This window comes from Streptomyces sp. NBC_01591 (genome assembly GCF_035918155.1).
Lineage (GTDB): Bacteria > Actinomycetota > Actinomycetes > Streptomycetales > Streptomycetaceae > Streptomyces.
Genome location: NZ_CP109327.1, coordinates 8,259,347 through 8,276,577 on the forward strand (window position 1 = coordinate 8,259,347; position 17,231 = coordinate 8,276,577).

The 17,231-nt window shown below is 70.6% G+C and carries 14 protein-coding genes; 10 read left to right on the forward strand and 4 right to left on the reverse strand.

Translation table 11 applies throughout. The features are described from left to right. Positions 1–109 precede the first annotated feature (109 nt). The 3 genes from OG978_RS38255 (at position 110) to OG978_RS38265 (ending at position 3,198) form a co-directional block, all read left to right on the forward strand. Positions 110–1,537, forward strand: coding sequence for a polysaccharide lyase 6 family protein (locus OG978_RS38255; RefSeq protein WP_326769611.1), 1,428 nt, complete (start codon positions 110–112; stop codon positions 1,535–1,537). A gap of 108 nt (positions 1,538–1,645) precedes the next feature. Then, positions 1,646–2,479 carry a sugar phosphate isomerase/epimerase family protein gene (locus OG978_RS38260; protein ID WP_326769612.1) on the forward strand — a complete coding sequence of 278 codons (834 nt, stop codon included), beginning with the start codon at positions 1,646–1,648 and terminating at the stop codon, positions 2,477–2,479. Between the two features lie 32 nt (positions 2,480–2,511). Then, entirely contained in the window at positions 2,512–3,198 is a 687-nt protein-coding gene (locus tag OG978_RS38265; RefSeq protein WP_326769613.1) for an SGNH/GDSL hydrolase family protein, read from the forward strand. Here OG978_RS38265 and OG978_RS38270 read toward each other — a convergent pair. Then, the gene (locus OG978_RS38270; protein ID WP_326769614.1) at positions 3,154–3,558 is read right to left on the reverse strand and encodes a hypothetical protein; all 405 of its coding nucleotides are present in this window, start codon (positions 3,556–3,558) and stop codon (positions 3,154–3,156) included. The two genes, OG978_RS38265 and OG978_RS38270, sit on opposite strands and share 45 nt — an antisense overlap. Before the next feature lie 318 nt (positions 3,559–3,876). On the opposite strand from OG978_RS38270, the gene OG978_RS38275 reads away from it, so the two are divergent. The 5 genes from OG978_RS38275 (at position 3,877) to OG978_RS38295 (ending at position 11,089) form a co-directional block, all read left to right on the forward strand. Beyond that, the gene (locus OG978_RS38275; RefSeq protein WP_326769615.1) at positions 3,877–5,364 is read left to right on the forward strand and encodes an aldehyde dehydrogenase family protein; all 1,488 of its coding nucleotides are present in this window, start codon (positions 3,877–3,879) and stop codon (positions 5,362–5,364) included. Positions 5,365–5,514: 150 nt separating this feature from the next. After that, entirely contained in the window at positions 5,515–7,038 is a 1,524-nt protein-coding gene (locus OG978_RS38280) for a GMC family oxidoreductase (protein WP_326769616.1), read from the forward strand. Beyond that, complete coding sequence (locus tag OG978_RS38285) at positions 7,038–8,087, forward strand: quaternary amine ABC transporter ATP-binding protein (RefSeq protein ID WP_326769617.1); 1,050 nt, start codon at positions 7,038–7,040, stop codon at positions 8,085–8,087. Before OG978_RS38280 ends, OG978_RS38285 begins: the two co-directional genes overlap by 1 nt. 94 nt (positions 8,088–8,181) lie before the next feature. Next, on the forward strand, positions 8,182–10,140 hold the full coding sequence (locus tag OG978_RS38290) for an ABC transporter permease subunit (RefSeq protein WP_326769618.1): 1,959 nt from the start codon (positions 8,182–8,184) through the stop codon (positions 10,138–10,140). Then, positions 10,133–11,089 (forward strand): ABC transporter substrate-binding protein, encoded by a 957-nt coding sequence (locus tag OG978_RS38295; protein ID WP_326769619.1) that lies wholly within the window; start codon positions 10,133–10,135, stop codon positions 11,087–11,089. Before OG978_RS38290 ends, OG978_RS38295 begins: the two co-directional genes overlap by 8 nt. Positions 11,090–11,167: 78 nt before the next feature. Here the strand turns inward: OG978_RS38295 and OG978_RS38300 are convergent, their stop codons facing one another. Both OG978_RS38300 and OG978_RS38305 read right to left on the reverse strand, forming a co-directional pair. Then, entirely contained in the window at positions 11,168–12,202 is a 1,035-nt protein-coding gene (locus OG978_RS38300; RefSeq protein ID WP_326769620.1) for a metallophosphoesterase family protein, read from the reverse strand. 183 nt (positions 12,203–12,385) lie between these two features. Further along, positions 12,386–12,652 carry a GNAT family N-acetyltransferase gene (locus OG978_RS38305; RefSeq protein ID WP_326769621.1) on the reverse strand — a complete coding sequence of 89 codons (267 nt, stop codon included), beginning with the start codon at positions 12,650–12,652 and terminating at the stop codon, positions 12,386–12,388. A gap of 150 nt (positions 12,653–12,802) precedes the next feature. Here OG978_RS38305 and OG978_RS38310 point away from each other — a divergent pair, with 150 nt between their 5' ends. After that, positions 12,803–14,821 (forward strand): NB-ARC domain-containing protein, encoded by a 2,019-nt coding sequence (locus OG978_RS38310; protein WP_326769622.1) that lies wholly within the window; start codon positions 12,803–12,805, stop codon positions 14,819–14,821. Here OG978_RS38310 and OG978_RS38315 read toward each other — a convergent pair. After that, entirely contained in the window at positions 14,818–16,413 is a 1,596-nt protein-coding gene (locus OG978_RS38315) for a translation initiation factor 2 (RefSeq protein WP_442817869.1), read from the reverse strand. The genes OG978_RS38310 and OG978_RS38315 overlap by 4 nt on opposite strands. 321 nt (positions 16,414–16,734) lie before the next feature. Here OG978_RS38315 and OG978_RS38320 point away from each other — a divergent pair, with 321 nt between their 5' ends. Beyond that, a complete protein-coding gene (locus OG978_RS38320) occupies positions 16,735–17,202 on the forward strand; it encodes a hypothetical protein (protein ID WP_326769624.1) in 468 nt (155 codons plus the stop codon). The last annotated feature ends 29 nt before the right edge of the window (positions 17,203–17,231 follow it).

Below are 17,231 nucleotides of genomic sequence, written 5' to 3' on the forward strand. Positions count from 1 at the left end.
CAGCCGGTCCGGTCCGCCGCCGGCTGTCCCCACCACCGATCACCCGGCACGTCCAGCGCGAGGGCTGTACGGATCGGCCCGTCATGTTCTTGTCGCCACAGGAGGCATCATGCAACGACGCACGTTCCTCAGGGGCACCGCGGTGGCAGCACTCGCCGCCGTGCCCCTCAGCACCTCGATGTCGGTCGACGCCTCGGCGGCCGATACGCCGGTCAGCTCCCTGGCCGAACTCCAGAGCGCGATCAACGCCGCCGCACCAGGCGACCGGATCGTCGTGGCCGACGGCACCTACACCGTTCCGTCGGGAGGCGCTATCAACGTCTCCGGCAAGTACGGCACCAGCGCCGCGCAGATCACCATCGTCTCGAAGACCCGCGGTGGCGCGGTGCTGCGCGGCGAACGCAGCTTCGTGTTCTCCAATTCGAGCAACATCACCGTCAGCGGCTTCGCCTTCCGGCAGAGCACCACGCTGGAGATCCCGGAGAACTGCTCGTCGATCCGGCTGACCCGCAACGACTTCCAGCACGTGGACACCGGCGACCCGTACTGGGTAGTCGTGCGGGCGAACGACACGAAGATCGACCGGAACCACTTCCACGACAAGACCACCGCCGGCATCTTCCTCGTCGTCGACGGCCCGGGCTCGACCGACATGGCCCAGAACATCCACATCTTCAGGAACTACTTCTCCGATCACAGTTTCTCCGGGGCCAACGGCGGCGAGTCGATCCGCCTCGGCGTCAGCGGGCGGGCGCTGTCCGGCGCCCACGCGGTCGTCGAGTACAACCTGTTCGAGCGTGCCGACGGCGACCCCGAGGCCATCTCGGTGAAGTCCTCCGACAACACCATCCGTTACAACACCATCCGCAACAGCCGCGGCGGAATCGTGCTGCGCCACGGCAACCGCTCCAGGGTGGAGGGCAACTACCTGATCGGCGGCAGCGAGGGCGTGCGGCTGTACGGCAACGACCATGTGATCGTCAACAACTACCTCAGCGGATTGTCGAGCCGGGCCCTGGTCGTCGGCAGCGGCACCACCCGCGACCACAACGCGGGCGAGACGCAGGACGAGAGGCGGGGCAACGACGCCTGTGACCGCGCGGTGATCGTGCACAACACCCTGCTCGGCAACTCCAGCACGCTCTCCGGAGAGACCCGGACGTACGAGCCCCGGGACGTCGTCATCGCCGACAACCTGCTCGTCTCGGACACCGGCAGCCTCGTCGCGATGGGGACGACCACCAACTTCACCTGGCAGAGCAACATGTTGTGGGGTGCGGCTGCCAACGGCAATATCCCTTCCGGTGGTTACACCCGCATCGACCCGAAGCTGGTGACCGGCCAGGACGGCATCGCCCGGCTCTCGGCAGGTAGCCCGGCGATCGGCGCGGCCACACTGGGCAGCCCGGCCGTGGCCGACGACATCGACGGCGACTCGCGGGGCAGCACGCGGGACATCGGTGCCGACGAGTACTCGACCGCGCCCGCGCTCCGTCACCCCCTCACGGCCGCGGACGTGGGTCCGAACGCATCGTGAGGTGTCACCGGTGATTCGGTCCGCCCGTCCTGGGCGGGCCGTTTCAGAACTGCCCGGGGAAACACGAGGGAAGAGCCGCCGCGAGGCGACCCCAAGGAAGGGAACGATGTGACAGGCAGGGAACGCCGGGAGCGCGAGGAGCAGGGGCGCGCCGGCAGCCCGCCGGCCGGTTCGGCCACCACCGTGACCAGGCCGGGGCTGTGCTCGGTCACCTTCCGGCGGCTGCCCGCCGCCGAGGTCGCACGCCGGGCCGCGGACGCGGGCCTGGAGGCGGTCGAGTGGGGAGCGGACGTGCACGCGCCTCCGACGGAGCCCGACACTGTCCGCGCGGCCCGCGAGGCTTCCGGCAGATACGGGCTCACCTGCTGCTCGTACGGCTCCTACTTCCGCGCCACCCAGGGCGAATTGGCCGAGTTCCCCGCGATCGCCCAGGCCGCGGTCCTTCTGGGAGCGCCACGGGTGCGGGTCTGGGCGGGCGGTGTCGGATCGTCGGCCGTCACACCGCAGGAGCGGAGCGGGACCGTGACCTGCCTGCGGGAAGCGGCCCGGATCGCCGCGGACCATGGACTGGAGCTCGCGCTGGAGTTCCACTCGAAGACCCTCACCGACACCGTCGACTCGACGCTCCGGCTGTTGGACGAGGTGGGCGCGGACAATCTCCGTACCTACTGGCAGCCGCCGCTCGACGCTCCCGACGAGGAGGCGCTGGCGGGGCTTTCCGCGCTCGTCGACCGGGTCAGCGCGGTGCATGTGTTCTCGTGGTGGCCGGGCAATCACCGACTGCGGCTGGCCGATCGTGAGGACCTGTGGGCCGGGGTCTTCGACCTGCTGAACGAACGGCGCGTCCCGCTGGACGCACTCCTGGAGTTCGTGCCGGGCGACGACCCCGCCGTGCTGACGCGCGAGGCAGATACGCTGCGGCGCGTCGCGGCTCACCGCTGAGCGGCTCCCACCCCGACGTCAGAACGGCAGACATGCACATCGCGGACATGCACATCAAGGAAACGGACAGACTCCTGTTCATCGGTGACTCCATCACCGACGCGGGCCGCGACCGTACGGATCCCGCATCGCTCGGCAGCGGATACGTCCACGAGATCGCGCGGACCCTGCACGCCCGGGCGGGCGACGGGCCCGGCCCCGCCGTCATCAACAAGGGCCTCAACGGCAATCGCGTGTACGACCTCGAAGCCCGCTGGACCACCGACGTCATCGACCACCGGCCCACCGTGGTCACGGTCAAGATCGGCATCAATGACACCTGGCGGCGCTATGACAGCGGACTCATCAGCCCGGTCGACGAGTTCGAGGCGTGCCTCGACCGCCTCCTCGCGGACACCGTGCGGAAGCTGGCCGCACGACTGGTGGTCATCACCCCGTTCCTGCTCCCGGTAACCCCGGAGCAGAAGGGCTGGTTCGAGGACCTGACGCCCCGTACCGACGCCGTCCTCCGCGCCGCGGCGGCCAATGGAGCCCAGGTGGTCCGCGCGGACCATGCGCTGCTCCGTGCCGCGGAGACGAAGGAGGCCGCGGAGCTGGCCCAGGACGGGGTCCATCCGAGTCCGCTGGGCCACAGGATCGTCGCCGACGCCTGGCTCGCCGCGGTGGACTCGCGTCTACTCGGGGAGCAGCAGGGGGAGGTCCACCCGCACCTCGATTGACTCCGCGCGTCCGCCGACCCGCGCCGATCCGCTGATGCGCAGGGTTCGCGCCGGATCGAGCGTCAACTCGCCGGTGACGTCGCCGTGCTCGTGGAGGTAGAGCCCGATGTCGTACAGATCGGCCATGCTGTCGTCGATCTTCACGGTCGCCATGCCACCGGTCCAGGTGGCGGGCACCGCCGTGAGGTAGAGACGCGGCGGATGGATCGCCCAGCCGAACGGGCCCGTGTCCCCCTGCGCGTCAAGGGCCTCGGTGGTTCCCCACACGTCGACCGTCACCAGGCCGTCCGGTGCCACCTGGACCGACGATTCCGATCGGTCGACGGCGAAGTCCGTGTCGCCCAGGACGAATCTGTCCACGGTGAAGACCCCAACGGATGTCGGTTCGAAGCGATGACGGCGTCCATCATCGCAGCACGCCCTGTCCGACGTGCCCCGGCCCTGACCGCGCGCACGCGTCGCGATCATTTCCATGGGGCCGGGACACGCGGGTGAAGGCGCGGTTCACCTGCGGCTGCGCGTATTGAGCCGTACGACGGGGTGGTCCACGTCGCGGCGTGAGGCGGGTCACTTTCAGTCGACCGTGGGGCATGGTTCTCCGGACCCGGGGCAGGCGGCCAGATCGCCGGGGTGTGACCGGCGCAGGACGCAATCCGGAACCGAAGGGCCAAACACGACGTGTCGGCAGCACAGCAGACCATCCATGTGGGCGGAGAGTGGCGCTCGGCCGTCTCCGGCGCCACGCGCGACATCATCGACCCCGTCGACGCCGGTGTCTTCGCCGTGGTGTCGGAGGGCGACGTCGCCGACACCGATGACGCCGTCGCCGCCGCGCGTGCCGCCTTCGACGACGGTGTCTGGCCGCGCACGCCCGTCGCCGAGCGGGCCGCCCTGCTGCGCCGCGTCGCGGCCCTGCTGGAGCGGGACCGGGAGCAGATCGGTGCCCTGGAGAGCCAGGACGCCGGCAAGACCCTCGAAGAGGGGCACGTCGATGTCGACTGCGTGCGCGACGCGTTCCGCTACTTCGCCGACCTCGTCATGAACGAGAGCGGCGGGCGTGTCGTCGACGCGGGCTCCGACGAGGTCCACAGCGTCGTCGTCCATGAGCCCGTCGGTGTGTGCGCGCTGATCACCCCCTGGAACTACCCGCTGCTCCAGGCCAGTTGGAAGATCGCCCCGGCGCTCGCCGCCGGAAACACCTTCGTGATCAAGCCCAGCGAGATCACCCCGCTCACCACCGTCGCGCTGATCGAGCTCCTGATGGAGGCCGGGCTGCCGCCGGGTGTGGCCAACATCGTCACCGGCGCCGGTACCACCGTCGGCGCCCGTCTCGCCGAGCACCCGGATGTCGACCTCGTGTCGTTCACCGGCGGACTGGCCAGCGGTACGAAGGTGGCCCGCGCCGCCGCCGACACCGTCAAGAAGGTCGCCCTCGAACTCGGCGGCAAGAACCCCAACGTCGTCTTCGCCGACGCCTGCGCCACCGACGAGGGCTTCGACACGGCTGTCGACCAGGCGCTCAACGCCGCGTTCATCCACAGCGGCCAGGTCTGCTCCGCCGGCTCCCGCCTCATCGTCGAGGAGTCGCTGCGCGACCGGTTCGTCGCCGAACTCGCCCGCCGCGCCGGGAGGATCCGCCTCGGCCGCGGCACCGACCCGGGCGTCGAATGCGGCCCGCTCGTCTCCGCGCAACAACTCACGAAGACCGAGGACTTCGTCGCATCCGCCATCGAGGAGGGGGCCGTCCTCCGGGCCGGCGGCGAACGGCCCGACGGCCCCGGCTACTTCTACCGCCCCACCGTCCTCGACCGGTGCGACCGCCGGATGCGCGTCGTCCGCGAGGAGATCTTCGGCCCCGTCCTGACCGTCGAGACCTTCCGTACGGAGGACGAGGCCGTCGCCCTCGCCAACGACACCGAGTACGGGCTCGCCGGCGCGGTGTGGACCGCCGACGCGGGCCGCGCCCGGCGCGTCGCCGGGCGTCTGCGCCACGGCACCGTGTGGATCAACGACTTCCACCCCTACCTCCCGCAGGCCGAATGGGGTGGCTTCGGGAAGTCGGGCATCGGCCGCGAACTGGGCCCGACCGGACTGGCCGAGTACCGCGAGGCCAAGCACATCTACCAGAACCTCGCTCCGCGCCCCGTGCGCTGGTTCGCGGGCTGAAACACACGCGAGAGACGCGACGCGCATGCCCCGCGTGACGCATGCGACACGGGCACTGGACGCAACGCACGCGACCGAACCAACGCAACGCATCGACGCAACGCACGCGACCGACCCAACGCACGCAACGGAGCAGAGGGAAAAGAGCACATGACCGACAACCACGTCTACGACTATGTCGTCATCGGCGGCGGCACCGCCGGTTCGGTGATCGCCTCCCGCCTCACCGAGAACCCGGACACCACCGTCGCCGTCATCGAGGGCGGCCCCAGCGACGTCGGACGGGACGACGTCCTCACCCTGCGCCGCTGGATGGGCCTGCTCGGCGGTGAACTGGACTACGACTACCCGACGACCGAGCAGCCCCGAGGCAACTCGCACATCCGCCACAGCCGCGCCCGCGTGCTCGGCGGCTGCTCGTCCCACAACACCCTCATCGCCTTCAAGCCCCTGCCGTCCGACTGGGACGAGTGGGCCGACGCGGGCGCCGAGGGCTGGGACGCGGCGTCGATGGACCCGTACTTCGCCAGACTGCGCAACAACATCGTCCCCGTCGACGAGGCCGACCGGAACGCCATCGCCCGCGACTTCGTCGAGGCCGCGCGCACCGCGCTGGACGTGCCGCGCGTCGAGGGCTTCAACAGGCAGCCGTTCCACGAGGGCGTGGGCTTCTTCGACCTCGCGTACCACCCCGAGAACAACAAGCGCTCCTCGGCCTCCGTGGCGTATCTGCACCCGTTCCTGGACCGGCCCAACCTTCATCTCGCCCTGGAGACCTGGGCGTTCGGTCTGGAACTGGAGGGCACCCGGGCCACCGGCGTGCATGTGCGTACCAAGGACGGCGAGGAGCACGTCGTGCGGGCCCGGCGCGAGGTACTCGTGTGCGCGGGCGCCGTGGACACCCCCCGGCTGCTGCTGCATTCCGGCATCGGGCCCCGCGCCGGCCTGGAGAAGCTCGGCATCCCCGTCGTGCACGACCTGCCGGGCGTCGGCGAGAACCTCCTCGACCACCCCGAGTCGGTCATCGTCTGGGAGACCGAGGGGCCGATACCGGAGAACTCCGCGATGGACAGCGACGCGGGCCTGTTCGTACGCAGGGACCTGGACGCCGACGGGCCGGACCTGATGTTCCACTTCTACCAGATCCCGTTCACCGACAACCCCGAGCGGCTGGGCTACCAGCGGCCCCCGCACGGCGTGTCGATGACCCCCAACATCCCCAAGCCCCGCAGCCGCGGCCGGCTCTACCTGACCAGCGCCGACCCCGAGGTCAAGCCCGCCCTCGACTTCCGGTACTTCACCGACGAGGACGACTACGACGGCCGCACCCTCGTCGACGGCATCCGCATCGCACGCCGTATCGCGGAGCAGGAGCCGCTCGCCGGCTGGCTCAAGCGCGAGGTCTGCCCGGGGCCCGAGGTCACCTCCGACGAGGAGATCGGCGAGTACGCGCGCAAGGTCGCGCACACCGTCTACCACCCGGCGGGAACCTGCCGGATGGGGGCCGCGGACGACGAACTCGCCGTTGTGTCACCCGATCTGAGGATCCGGGGCCTGGACGGCATCCGGATCGCCGACGCGTCCGTCTTCCCGACGATGACGACCGTCAACCCGATGATCGCCGTGCTGATGGTCGGGGAGAAATGCGCGGACCTCCTGGGAGGCAATGCCTGATGAACACCGAGCCGCCTGTCTTCTCCGTACGAGAGTTGTGGAAGGTCTTCGGCCCGAAGGCCGACCGGGTGCCGGCGGATCCGGCCCTCGCCGCGCTCGGCCCCGCCGAGCTGCGTGAACGCACCGGCTGCACCGCCGCCGTGCGCGACGTGTCCTTCGACGTCCGCAAGGGCGAGGTCTTCATTGTCATGGGCCTGTCCGGCTCCGGCAAGTCGACGCTGGTGCGCTGCCTGACCCGGCTGATCGAGCCCACGTCCGGGGCCATCGCCATCGACGGCGAGGACGTGCTGTCGATGGACGCGTCACGACTGCGCGAACTGCGCCGTCACCGCGCCGCCATGGTCTTCCAGCACTTCGGGCTGCTGCCGCACCGGTCGGTCCTCGACAACGTCGCCTACGGGCTGGAGATCCAGGGCGTCTCGCGCGCCGAACGACGGGAGCGGGCGGCCGAGTTCGTCACCAAGGTCGGCCTCGAAGGCATGGAGCACCGCCGTCCCGGTCAGCTGTCCGGCGGCCAGCAGCAGCGGGTGGGGCTGGCCCGAGCACTGGCAGTGGACCCCGAAGTGCTGCTGTTCGACGAGCCGTTCAGCGCACTGGACCCACTGATCAGGCGCGACATGCAGGAGGAGGTCGTACGGCTGCACAGTGAGGAGGGCCGCACGATGGTCTTCATCACGCACGACCTCGGCGAGGCGCTGAAGCTCGGCGACCGGATCGCGCTGATGCGGGACGGCCGGATCGTGCAGCTCGGCACGCCCGAGGAGATCGTGGGCGCCCCCGCGGACGACTACGTACGCGACTTCGTCCGCGACGTGCCGCGTGAACAGGTCATGACCGTGCGCTCGGCGATGCGCCCGGCCGAGGCGGCCGAGGCGGACAACGGCCCGGCGCTGGCCCCCGACGCGACGGTCCACGCGGCCATCGAGGCCGTCGTCCGCAGCGGCGGGACCGCCCGTGTCGTCGAGGACGGCCGCTGCGTCGGTGTGGTCGGTCATGCCGACCTGCTCGGCGTGGTGGCGGGGCTCGACCCGCAGAAGGAGGCGGCCTGATGCCCGCGCACACCACCTGGGGCCCGCCGGGCCCGCACACCGTGCATACGCCCGTGCCCGCCCGTGCCTCGGACGCGACGGGAAGGCGGACGCGATGAGCACCACTGCCACCACCGCCGCCGAGGCGGGCGCGCCCCCGGCGCGCGTGCCGCTGGGCGACACCCTCGCCCGGTACCGCACCGTACTCATCGCAGCCGCCGCCCTCGTCGCGCTCCTCCTCGGCGCCATGCTCCTGGGCGGCGGCACCTGGCCCGCACGCTTCGCCGTCGACCTGTCCGGACCGCTCGGCGACGCCAGCGACTGGATCATCGACAACCGGGACAGCCACCCGCTCTTCCTTTACTTCTTCGGCCACATCAGCAACGCCGTCGTGCTGTCCGTACGCGCCGTCTACCTCGTCCTTCTCGCCGCCGGCTGGGCCGGGGTCACGGCCGCCGCCGGGCTCGTCGCCTGGCGCCTCGCGGGCATCCGCCCGGCACTCACCGCCGTCGCCGCGTTCGCCGTGTGCGGGCTGCTCGGCATGTGGGTCCCCACCATGCAGACCCTCGCACTGATGGCCGTCGCCGTCGCCGCGTCCGTTCTGCTCGGCGCACTGCTCGGGCTCGCCGCCGGACTCTCCGACCGCGTGCACCGGGCCCTGCGCCCGGTCCTCGACACCATGCAGGTGCTGCCCGCGTTCGCATACCTGCTCCCGGTCGTGCTGGTCTTCGGCATCGGCGTACCGGCCGCCGTCCTCGCCACCGTCGTCTACGCCGCACCGCCCATGGCCCGGCTGACCGCGCTCGGTCTGCGCGGCGTGGACGCCGGGGTGATGGAGGCAGCGGCCTCGCTAGGCGCCACCGGACGGCAGCGGCTGCTGACCGCCCGGCTTCCGCTGGCCCGCAAGGAACTGCTGCTCGGCGTCAACCAGTCGATCATGATGGCGCTCTCGATGGCCGTGATCGCGTCGGTGATCGGCGCAGGCGGACTCGGTGACCGCGTGTACCAGGCCCTCGCCTCCGTCGATGTCGGCGCGGCGCTCGCCGCCGGTGTGCCGGTCGTACTGCTTGCCGTCGTCCTCGATCGTGTCACCGCCGCGGCGGGGGAGCGGATCGGCGCCGCGCCCTCCCGGGGAACGGGACTCGGCTGGGCCGTCACCGCTGCCGGTACGGTCGCCGTGGCACTCGTCGGCCGCTACACCGGCCGGCTGTCGTGGCCCGACGCCTGGACCGTGGACATCGCGGGTTCCGTCAACCGGGCCGTCGACTGGATGACCGCGCACCTGTACTCCGGAGTGCCCGTCGTCGGCGGTACCGCCGACTGGGCCGCCCGCTTCACCACCTGGGTCCTCGACCCGGTCCGCGACGGCCTGCAGTGGCTGCCCTGGTGGTCCGTACTGCTCCTGGTGGGGGTCATCGCCCAGCTCATCGGCACCTGGCGCACCGCGCTGACCGCCGTGCTCGCGATGGCCGCGATCGGGGTGCTCGGGGTGTGGGACCCGGCGCTGGACACCCTCTCGCAGGTGCTGGCCGCGGTCGCCGTCACACTCGTCGCCGGTGTGGCCACCGGTGTCGCCGCGGCGCGCAGTCCCCGCCTGGAACGGCTGCTGCGGCCGGTGCTCGACGTCTTCCAGACGATGCCGCAGTTCGTGTACCTCATCCCGGTGGTCGCGCTGTTCGGCGTCGGCCGGGCGCCCGCCGTCGCCGCCGCCGTGGTGTACGCCCTGCCCGCCGTCGTACGCATCACCACGCAGGGCATGCGCGCTGTGGACCCGGTCGCACTGGAGTCGTCCCGCTCGCTCGGGGCGACGGGCTGGCAGCAGCTGCGTCAGGTCCAACTGCCTCTCGCCCGCCCGGCGTTGCTGCTGGCCGTCAATCAGGGCGTGGTCCTCGTCCTCGCCGTCGTCATCATCGGCGGCCTGGTCGGCGGCGGTGCCCTCGGCTACGAGGTGGTGTTCGGGCTGGCACAGGGCGACCTGGCGACCGGCCTTGTCGCGGGCGCGGCCATCGTGTGCCTCGGTCTGATGCTGGACCGGGTCACCCAGCCCGCCGGAAAGGAGAACCGGGATGCGTAGGCGCACCGCCGCCGCCGCCGCGGCGTTCGGGCTGCTGGCCCTGACGGGCTGTGGCGCGGCGGACATGACGAAGCAGGCGTCCCCGTACGCCGACGCGCACGGCGCGAAGACCGTGACGCTGTCCGTCCAGTCGTGGGTGGGCGCGCAGGCGAACGCTGCCGTCGCCCAGTACCTGCTCGAACACGAGTTGGGGTACCGCGTCGACACCGTCCAGATCGACGAGGTCCCCGCCTGGGACGCCCTCAGCCAGGGACGCGTCGACGCGATCCTGGAGGACTGGGGCCACCCGGAGCAGGAGGAGCGGTACGTCGCGGACAAGAGGACGATCGCGCCGGGCGGGGAACTCGGCGTGACCGGCCACATCGGCTGGTTCGTGCCGAAGTACTTCGCCGACGCGAACCCGGACGTGACGGACTGGAAGAACCTGAACGAGTACGCCGACCGGCTCGGCACGGCGGAGAGCGGCGGCAAGGGCCAGCTCCTGGACGGCTCGCCGTCGTACGTCACCAACGACAAGGCGCTGGTGAAGAACCTGGACCTGGACTACCAGGTGGTCTTCTCCGGTTCCGAGGCGGCGCAGATCACGCAGATCAAGCAGTTCGCCAAGGAGAAGAAGCCGTTCCTGACCTACTGGTACAAGCCGCAGTGGCTGTTCGAGCAGGTCCCGATGACGGAGGTGAAGCTGCCCGCCTACAAGGAGGGCTGCGACGCCGACCCGAAGAAGGTGGCGTGCGCGTATCCGCACACCCCGCTGCGGAAGTTCCTCAACGCCCGGTTCGCCGACGGGGGCGGCAGGGCCGCCGAGTTCCTGAAGAACTTCCACTGGACGACACGGGCGCAGAACGAGGTGGCGCTGATGATCGCGGACCAGAAGCTGTCGCCCGAGGAGGCCGCGGAGCGCTGGGTGAGGAAGAACGAGTCCACGTGGCGGGCGTGGCTGCCGAAGTGAGCCGGTGCTGCGCCGCCACGCAGCCCGTCCGGGCGGATGCCATGCCGGACATGGGGATGGCATCCGCCCCGCGGTGGGTCAGGACCTGGTGTGCAGCGGGACCGTCAGCTGCTTGAGCCAGGTACCCGTGGTGAAGTCACGGGCCTTGATGACGACGGAGTGGGGGCCGACCTCGACCTGGAGCCCCTGGTTGAAGGCACCGCCGAGGGAGACCTCGCCGCCCTTGCCGTCGTCCATCCAGCCGACCTGGACGGCCGAGGTGTTCACGACGGTGAAGCCTTCGAGGTTTCCGGTGCCGGGAACGACCCGGCGCACCACCCAGTCGGACAGGTCGAGGTCCCAGTGGGTGTGCCCGGAGAAGAGGAACACGTCCTTGTGGCGGCCCAGGATCGACAGGAGCCGGTCGGGCTGGAGGTAGTCGTTGAGGTAGAGCTTGTTGTGGGTGCCCGACACCGTGTTGGGCAGCGGGTGGTGGGTCAGCACCATGACGGGCCTGCGACGGCGGGCCCAGTACGCGAGCCGGTCCTCCAGCCAGGCGAACTGCTCGTCGCTGATCCACACCTCGTCCCACAGCTTCGCGTCGTGGTAGTGGGAGTAGCGCTCGGTGCCCAGGCTGAGAACGGGCACGCCACCGAACGAGGTCTCCGAGTAGACCTTGTTGCGTTCCGCGAAGTTGTAGAAGCCGCGGAAGAGGGAGTCCTCGGTGGTGCCGTTGGGCCAGGTGTCCTGGGCGAGGGTGTTCGGGTCGCTGTACTTCGGCACGTAGAACTCGTGGTTGCCGATGGCCCACGCGATGTTCTTGGGGCGCGGGTGCTGCTCGAGGGTCTGGCGGACCGCCGCGTACTCGAAGTCGTAGCCGCGCGGCGTGATGTCGCCCGCTATGCCGAGGCCGGCGCTGCCGGGGTTGATGCGGTGCAGATCGTCGAGGGCCTTGCCGAAGTCGGCGAGGTCGCCCTGGATGTCACTGATGATGTTGAACCGGACCGTCCGGCCCTTGTCGGGCCGGTGCGGAGCGGCCTCGGCCGCCGGTGCCGCCAGCCCCGCGCCGGCGGCGAGTGCACCGCCCACCAGCGACGCGCTGCCTGTGGTGGCCATGAACGATCTGCGATCCATCGGTACTTCCTTCGTCTGAGCGCCCCCGTGCGTGTGAGACGCGGGCAGTGTCGCTGCTCAGGATGGCCCGTCGGGGTACCACGGATGGCCTTGGCTTGAACTGTTCGGTCGGCGGTGGCGAGTTCCTGACGGTCTTCGATCAACAAGCCTCGGCGGCAGCCGGGTTCTTCGCCCGACTGCGGGTCAGTCGCCAGACCTGGTCCTCGCCGGTGTCGGCCGGGGCGAGGCGCTCGGCGGGGCGGCGGAGGTGATCGGTGAAGCCGAGCCGGCCGGGACGGCGCGGCTGGCAGTGTTGGCCGGGTCGTGGACGACCTCGACATAGTCGACTCCGGGGAGGCGGAAGGCCAGTTCGACCAGGGCGCGGGCGGCCCGGGTCGCCACGCCGCGGCCGGTGGCGGACCGTACCCGGTCCGACAGCCGGGCGTCCGACGAACGACGGGCGGTGATCAACCGGGTGGCGTCCTTCCAAGTGCCGAGTCCGGGTGTGTGGGAACCTCTAGAGTGCGAGGCCTGGACAGCGGCAAGTCTTCGGACGGAAGCCGGGTTTGTGTGGAGTACCTGGCTCGGCGGTGTCGGGCAGGGGATGGGAGCGGATCCTGAATGAGGGTTGAACTGCCTCCGGGGCCGATGCACTTCGTCAACCGCGATGAGGAAAAGGCGCGGGCCTTCCGCGCGGTGGAGGAGTGGCAGGGCCGCTCCCGGCCGCTGGTCCTGTCGCTGTCCGGACCGGGCGGTCTCGGCAAGACCGAGCTGGCCTTCCTGATCGCACGGAAGCTGAGGGACAGCTTTCCCGACGTGTTGTCGGTCGACCTCGACGACTTCCGGGCGGGCGGCGAGCTGGACCCCGGTGAGGTGCTCGCGCAGCTGCTGGATTCCCTCGGGGTGGAGCCGGACTCACTGGCGCGCCAGTTCAAGGCGCGCTGCAGGCAGTACTGGAACCTGACCTCCGACCGTCGGCTGGTGGTCGTCGTGGACAACGCGCGGTACGCCTCGGAGATCGTCCCGTTGCTTCCGGCGTCGGGCAACAGTGTGGTGATCGTGGCGAGCCACGGTCCGCTGCACGACCTGGAGGACGGTGCCGCCGTCGACCTGGTGCTGCCGCCGCTGGAGGACCCGGTGGCGATGGAACTGCTGGAGCTGATCGTCCGGGACCGTCGGCTGACCACCGATCCGGAGGCCGCGCGGACGGTCGTGCGGATGTGCGACGGCCTGCCGGCCGCACTGCACGTCGCGGGCCGCTGGGTTCGCTCCCACCCTCTGCGGCCGCTGTCACGTCTGATTGCGGAGCTGCGGGCCGAGCTGGACGAAAAGGGGGTTTCCTCAGGGGTGGAGGGCATCTGGGACACGGCCTATCGCAGCCTGTCCTCCTCGGCCGCCCTGCTCTACCGGTTGCTGCCCCACCATCCCGGCTCGACGTTCACTCACGAGTCCGCCACCGCGTTGCTGGGGCTGGGACCGGAGACCTGCCAGGACGCGCTGGAGGAGCTGGCCACAGCGGGGTTACTGGAACTGCGCGTGGTGCAGCCGACGGAGGACGGTCGGATGAGGCTGCCGGGTCCGCTGCACGCCCATGCCCGGCGCCGGGCCCGCGATCACGAGGCGCAGGGGGAGCCGGCCGAGGCGCAGGAGCGGCTGCTGCGCTGGTTCGTCCGACAGGCCCAACTGGCCGACAGGTTCGCCGCAGGCCGGCGGTTGCTCGTCGCAGATCTCTTCGCCCCCGTTCCCGGCGCCCCCGACGTGCCCCTTGAGGATCCGGCGGAGACCGAGGACCGCTCGGTCCGCACGGCACGGGCCGAGAAGGCGGCGCGCTGGCTGCACGCGGAACGGCGTGCGTTGTTCGCGTGCGTACGGCTGGCTCACGGGCGAGGACTGGACACCGAGGCAGTGGCCCTGTGCGAGCCCGTCTGGACGTATGCGATGGACCATCCTCACGAGTCCGATGTGACGGAGCTGTTCCGGCTCGGTGTGGCCTCCGCGCTCAGGTCCGGAAACGCCGCGTGGCTGGTGCGCATGCGATGCCAACTCGCCCGTCGTCTCTGGGAGTCGGGAAAGCTGGTCGATGCCGAACGCGAACTCGACGGTGCTTTCGCCGCCCTCGGTCTGCTGGGAGAAACCGATCCGGACCGCAAGCTCCGTGCCTCGGCGATCGAGTTCCGCGGCATGCTCAGCTCCGTGAGCGGGGACTGGAACGCGGCGGCGGCCGACTTCGCCCGGTCCCGCGAGGTGCACCTGGCGATCCGCAATCACTACGGGGCCATGCTCCAGACCTACCGGATGGGCCAGGCCGGCGCGGAGCTCGGAGATCTGGAGGCGGCGGCCCGCCTGCTGTCCGAAGCGCATATCGAGGCCACGGCGCAGGACCGCGCGAGGCTGAGCGCGCGTACCGGATTCGCGCTCGGCGGCGTCCTGCAACGGCTCGGCCGTACCGACGAGGCCCGTCGGCTGTACGAGCGGTCACTGGACGGAGCACGCCAACGGGGCTCCGGCTTCGACCAGGCTCGCGTCCTCGATGCGCTGGCCGAGCTGGCGGGCGCGGAAGGGGCGAGCGCGGAGGCCGACGAGCACCGCGCAGCCGCGGACGCGATCCGATGCCGGAACGGCTTGCTCCAGAGGCCTTAGACCGCTTGCCCGGCCTCCTCGTCCGTGGCCGGGCCGAGACGAACGCGGAAGGCGCGGTCGCCGATGACACAGTTCAGGCGGAACTGGTCGTCGGGCATGCCCTGTTGGGCGGACGACCAGACGTGGACGGCGGACAGTGCGGCGGCCGGGTCGATGCGTATGATCCGGCCGCCCTCGGAACGGGGTTCGACGCGCATGGCGTAAGTGCGTTCGTCGCCGCGGACCTTGAGCACGCACAGCCCGGAGGGTGCAATGGCCGCCGCCGAACGGCAGCCCGAGTACTCGGACAGAGCATGTTGTGTCCACCCGGCTGCCGTCCACGTCGCGTCTCCCGCGGCGGGGGACGGCGGGAGCAGACGGCAGTACAACAGACCGGCGGTGCGGGCGAGTTGTTCGCCCGCAGCGCCGTGTTCCACGGCCAGGTGATGTCCGGGCGGACCGATCCCGGCGGGGCGCCGGTCGATCCGTACGCCGTCCTCGGAGATCGTGGCGTGCACGTCGAACGCCGCAGGCGTACGCGTGGCGGCTGCGGGGGAGGGCAGCAGTCGCGGTCGGGTGTGGTGGGTCGGCGGGGTGAGGCCGAGGAGGGCGTACACCTCGGTCCGCAATGCGCTCAACGCCTCGCCCTGACCTGCGAACGCCGCCCGGGCAGCGGCGTGTCCAGTACCGGGTCGGTACGCCTTCAGTGCCTCCTGCACTGCCTCGGCCGGACCCAACTCCGGTATCCGGCGCAGGAGTACGTCCATCGGGCTGCCGGGGATCAGCTCGGCGCCGGCTCGGTGGACATTCAGGACCGGGCGGTCGCGAGCCGCGGAGTAGTACAGGGCGGTCGACCCGTGGTCGGTGATGAGCGCGTCGGCGGCGATCAGGACCGATGCCCACTCCTCGTACGGGCCGGCGAGCACCATTCCCGCGTCGAGGGCCGGAGACAGGCGTTCGGTCAACTCGTACCTGCCGAGCCGGCTGCGTTCGTTGGGGTGCACGATCAGCGCCAACTGGTATTCGTCGTGAGGCAGATGGGCCGCCAGCTCCGCAGGCAGTTCCGGCCGCTGCCGCAACAGGGATTCAGGTCCCCACGTCGAAGCGAGGACGATCAGCGTGCGGGATTTGGTGCCCAATGCCGTCCGGTATCGGTCGCGGAGGGGTAGTGAGGTGAGGATGCGCTCCAGGGTGGGATCGCCGACGACCTTGGCTCTCTCGGCGGCTCGCGGGCTTGCGGCAGCCAGTCGGGCAACCTGATCGGGGTGGGCGAGTGCGTGCAGGGCGGGGGGCGCGTCGTCGTCGGAGGAGAGCAGGTATTCCGGATCCAGCCCGGAGGCCGAGTCGGCGGAACCCTCACCCGGAATCGACTTGTTGAACCCCGCTCCGTGCGGGAACAGTACGCGCCGTCCGCGAAGCAGGCCCAGCTCGCCCTTCGGGCTCGCCGTGAGGACCAGGTCGTACGTGCACCGGCACGCTTCGTCCCAAGGAAGTGTCCGGCCACCGACGTCGTCGATCACGGAGAGCGCGTCGACTCCGAAGTCGGATCCCGGCACCAGGGTGAAGAGGCGGGTGATGCGGTCATCGCCGGCGAAGACCGGGAGAGCGTCCAGGAGGCGGTACAGGGCTACGGCAGACCGCGCGGCGAGAAGGACCGCCCGTCGCCCGTCGCCCGTCGCCCGTCGCCCGTCGCCCGTCGCCCGTCGCCCGTCGCCCGTCGCCCGTCGCCCGTCGCCCGTCGCCCGTAAGTGTCCATTCTAGAGGCGGGCGGTTGGTCGAATCCGACTTTTCCGCAGATCGGGGGTGCTCATTCGCGCCGTCGAACGACATGATCCGATCGTACCGCGCGCCCGTTGCAGTCGCTGAGAGTGATCCACAACGCACATTCGTCAAGTGTGGTGCGCGGACCGGCGGCCGATCGGGAGGATGGCGGCATGAGTGAGTTGGGAATCGCGCTGATCGCTGCGGGAGCAGCCATCGCCGGGAGCGCCGCAACCGGTTGGTACACCCGCAGCGCCGGGTTCCGGCAGGCCGAAGCGGCACGCCAGGCCGGTGACCGCCAGGCCGACGCGCTGCTCGAAACGGTGCGGATGACTCTCCGGGAGCAGGCTGCCGTTCGCGTGCTCGACATCCGGCGCCAGACCTACGTCGCATTCCTCGGGGCGGCGGAATCGAGAATCCGGGCCGAGCGGACGGGGAGGGGCCCGGGGGACGACGACGCCCGTCTGGAGTCCGCGTTGGGTGAAGTCGTCCTGGAGGGACCGGCCGAGGTCGCATCCGCGGCGCGGGATGTCGTCGACCGCCTGCGCCGCCACGAAGCGCCGGACAACCTCCTGAGCGCCAAGGCTGCTTTCGTTTCCGCTGCGCAGGAGGCGTTGGACGTACCACCTGGTGTTCGATAGGCCGAGGACCAGCAGGCGCTGGTCATGCA

Bases quoted from the DNA above. Each gene is read 5' to 3' on its own strand.
- OG978_RS38300 (WP_326769620.1), bottom strand. From the start codon at position 12,202: ATGGATCGCAGATCGTTCATGGCCACCACAGGCAGCGCGTCGCTGGTG.
- OG978_RS38310 (WP_326769622.1), top strand. From the start codon at position 12,803: ATGAGGGTTGAACTGCCTCCGGGGCCGATGCACTTCGTCAACCGCGAT.
- OG978_RS38280 (WP_326769616.1), top strand. From the start codon at position 5,515: ATGACCGACAACCACGTCTACGACTATGTCGTCATCGGCGGCGGCACC.
- OG978_RS38265 (WP_326769613.1), top strand. From the start codon at position 2,512: ATGCACATCGCGGACATGCACATCAAGGAAACGGACAGACTCCTGTTC.
- OG978_RS38320 (WP_326769624.1), top strand. From the start codon at position 16,735: ATGAGTGAGTTGGGAATCGCGCTGATCGCTGCGGGAGCAGCCATCGCC.
- OG978_RS38255 (WP_326769611.1), top strand. From the start codon at position 110: ATGCAACGACGCACGTTCCTCAGGGGCACCGCGGTGGCAGCACTCGCC.
- OG978_RS38290 (WP_326769618.1), top strand. From the start codon at position 8,182: ATGAGCACCACTGCCACCACCGCCGCCGAGGCGGGCGCGCCCCCGGCG.
- OG978_RS38285 (WP_326769617.1), top strand. From the start codon at position 7,038: ATGAACACCGAGCCGCCTGTCTTCTCCGTACGAGAGTTGTGGAAGGTC.
- OG978_RS38295 (WP_326769619.1), top strand. From the start codon at position 10,133: ATGCGTAGGCGCACCGCCGCCGCCGCCGCGGCGTTCGGGCTGCTGGCC.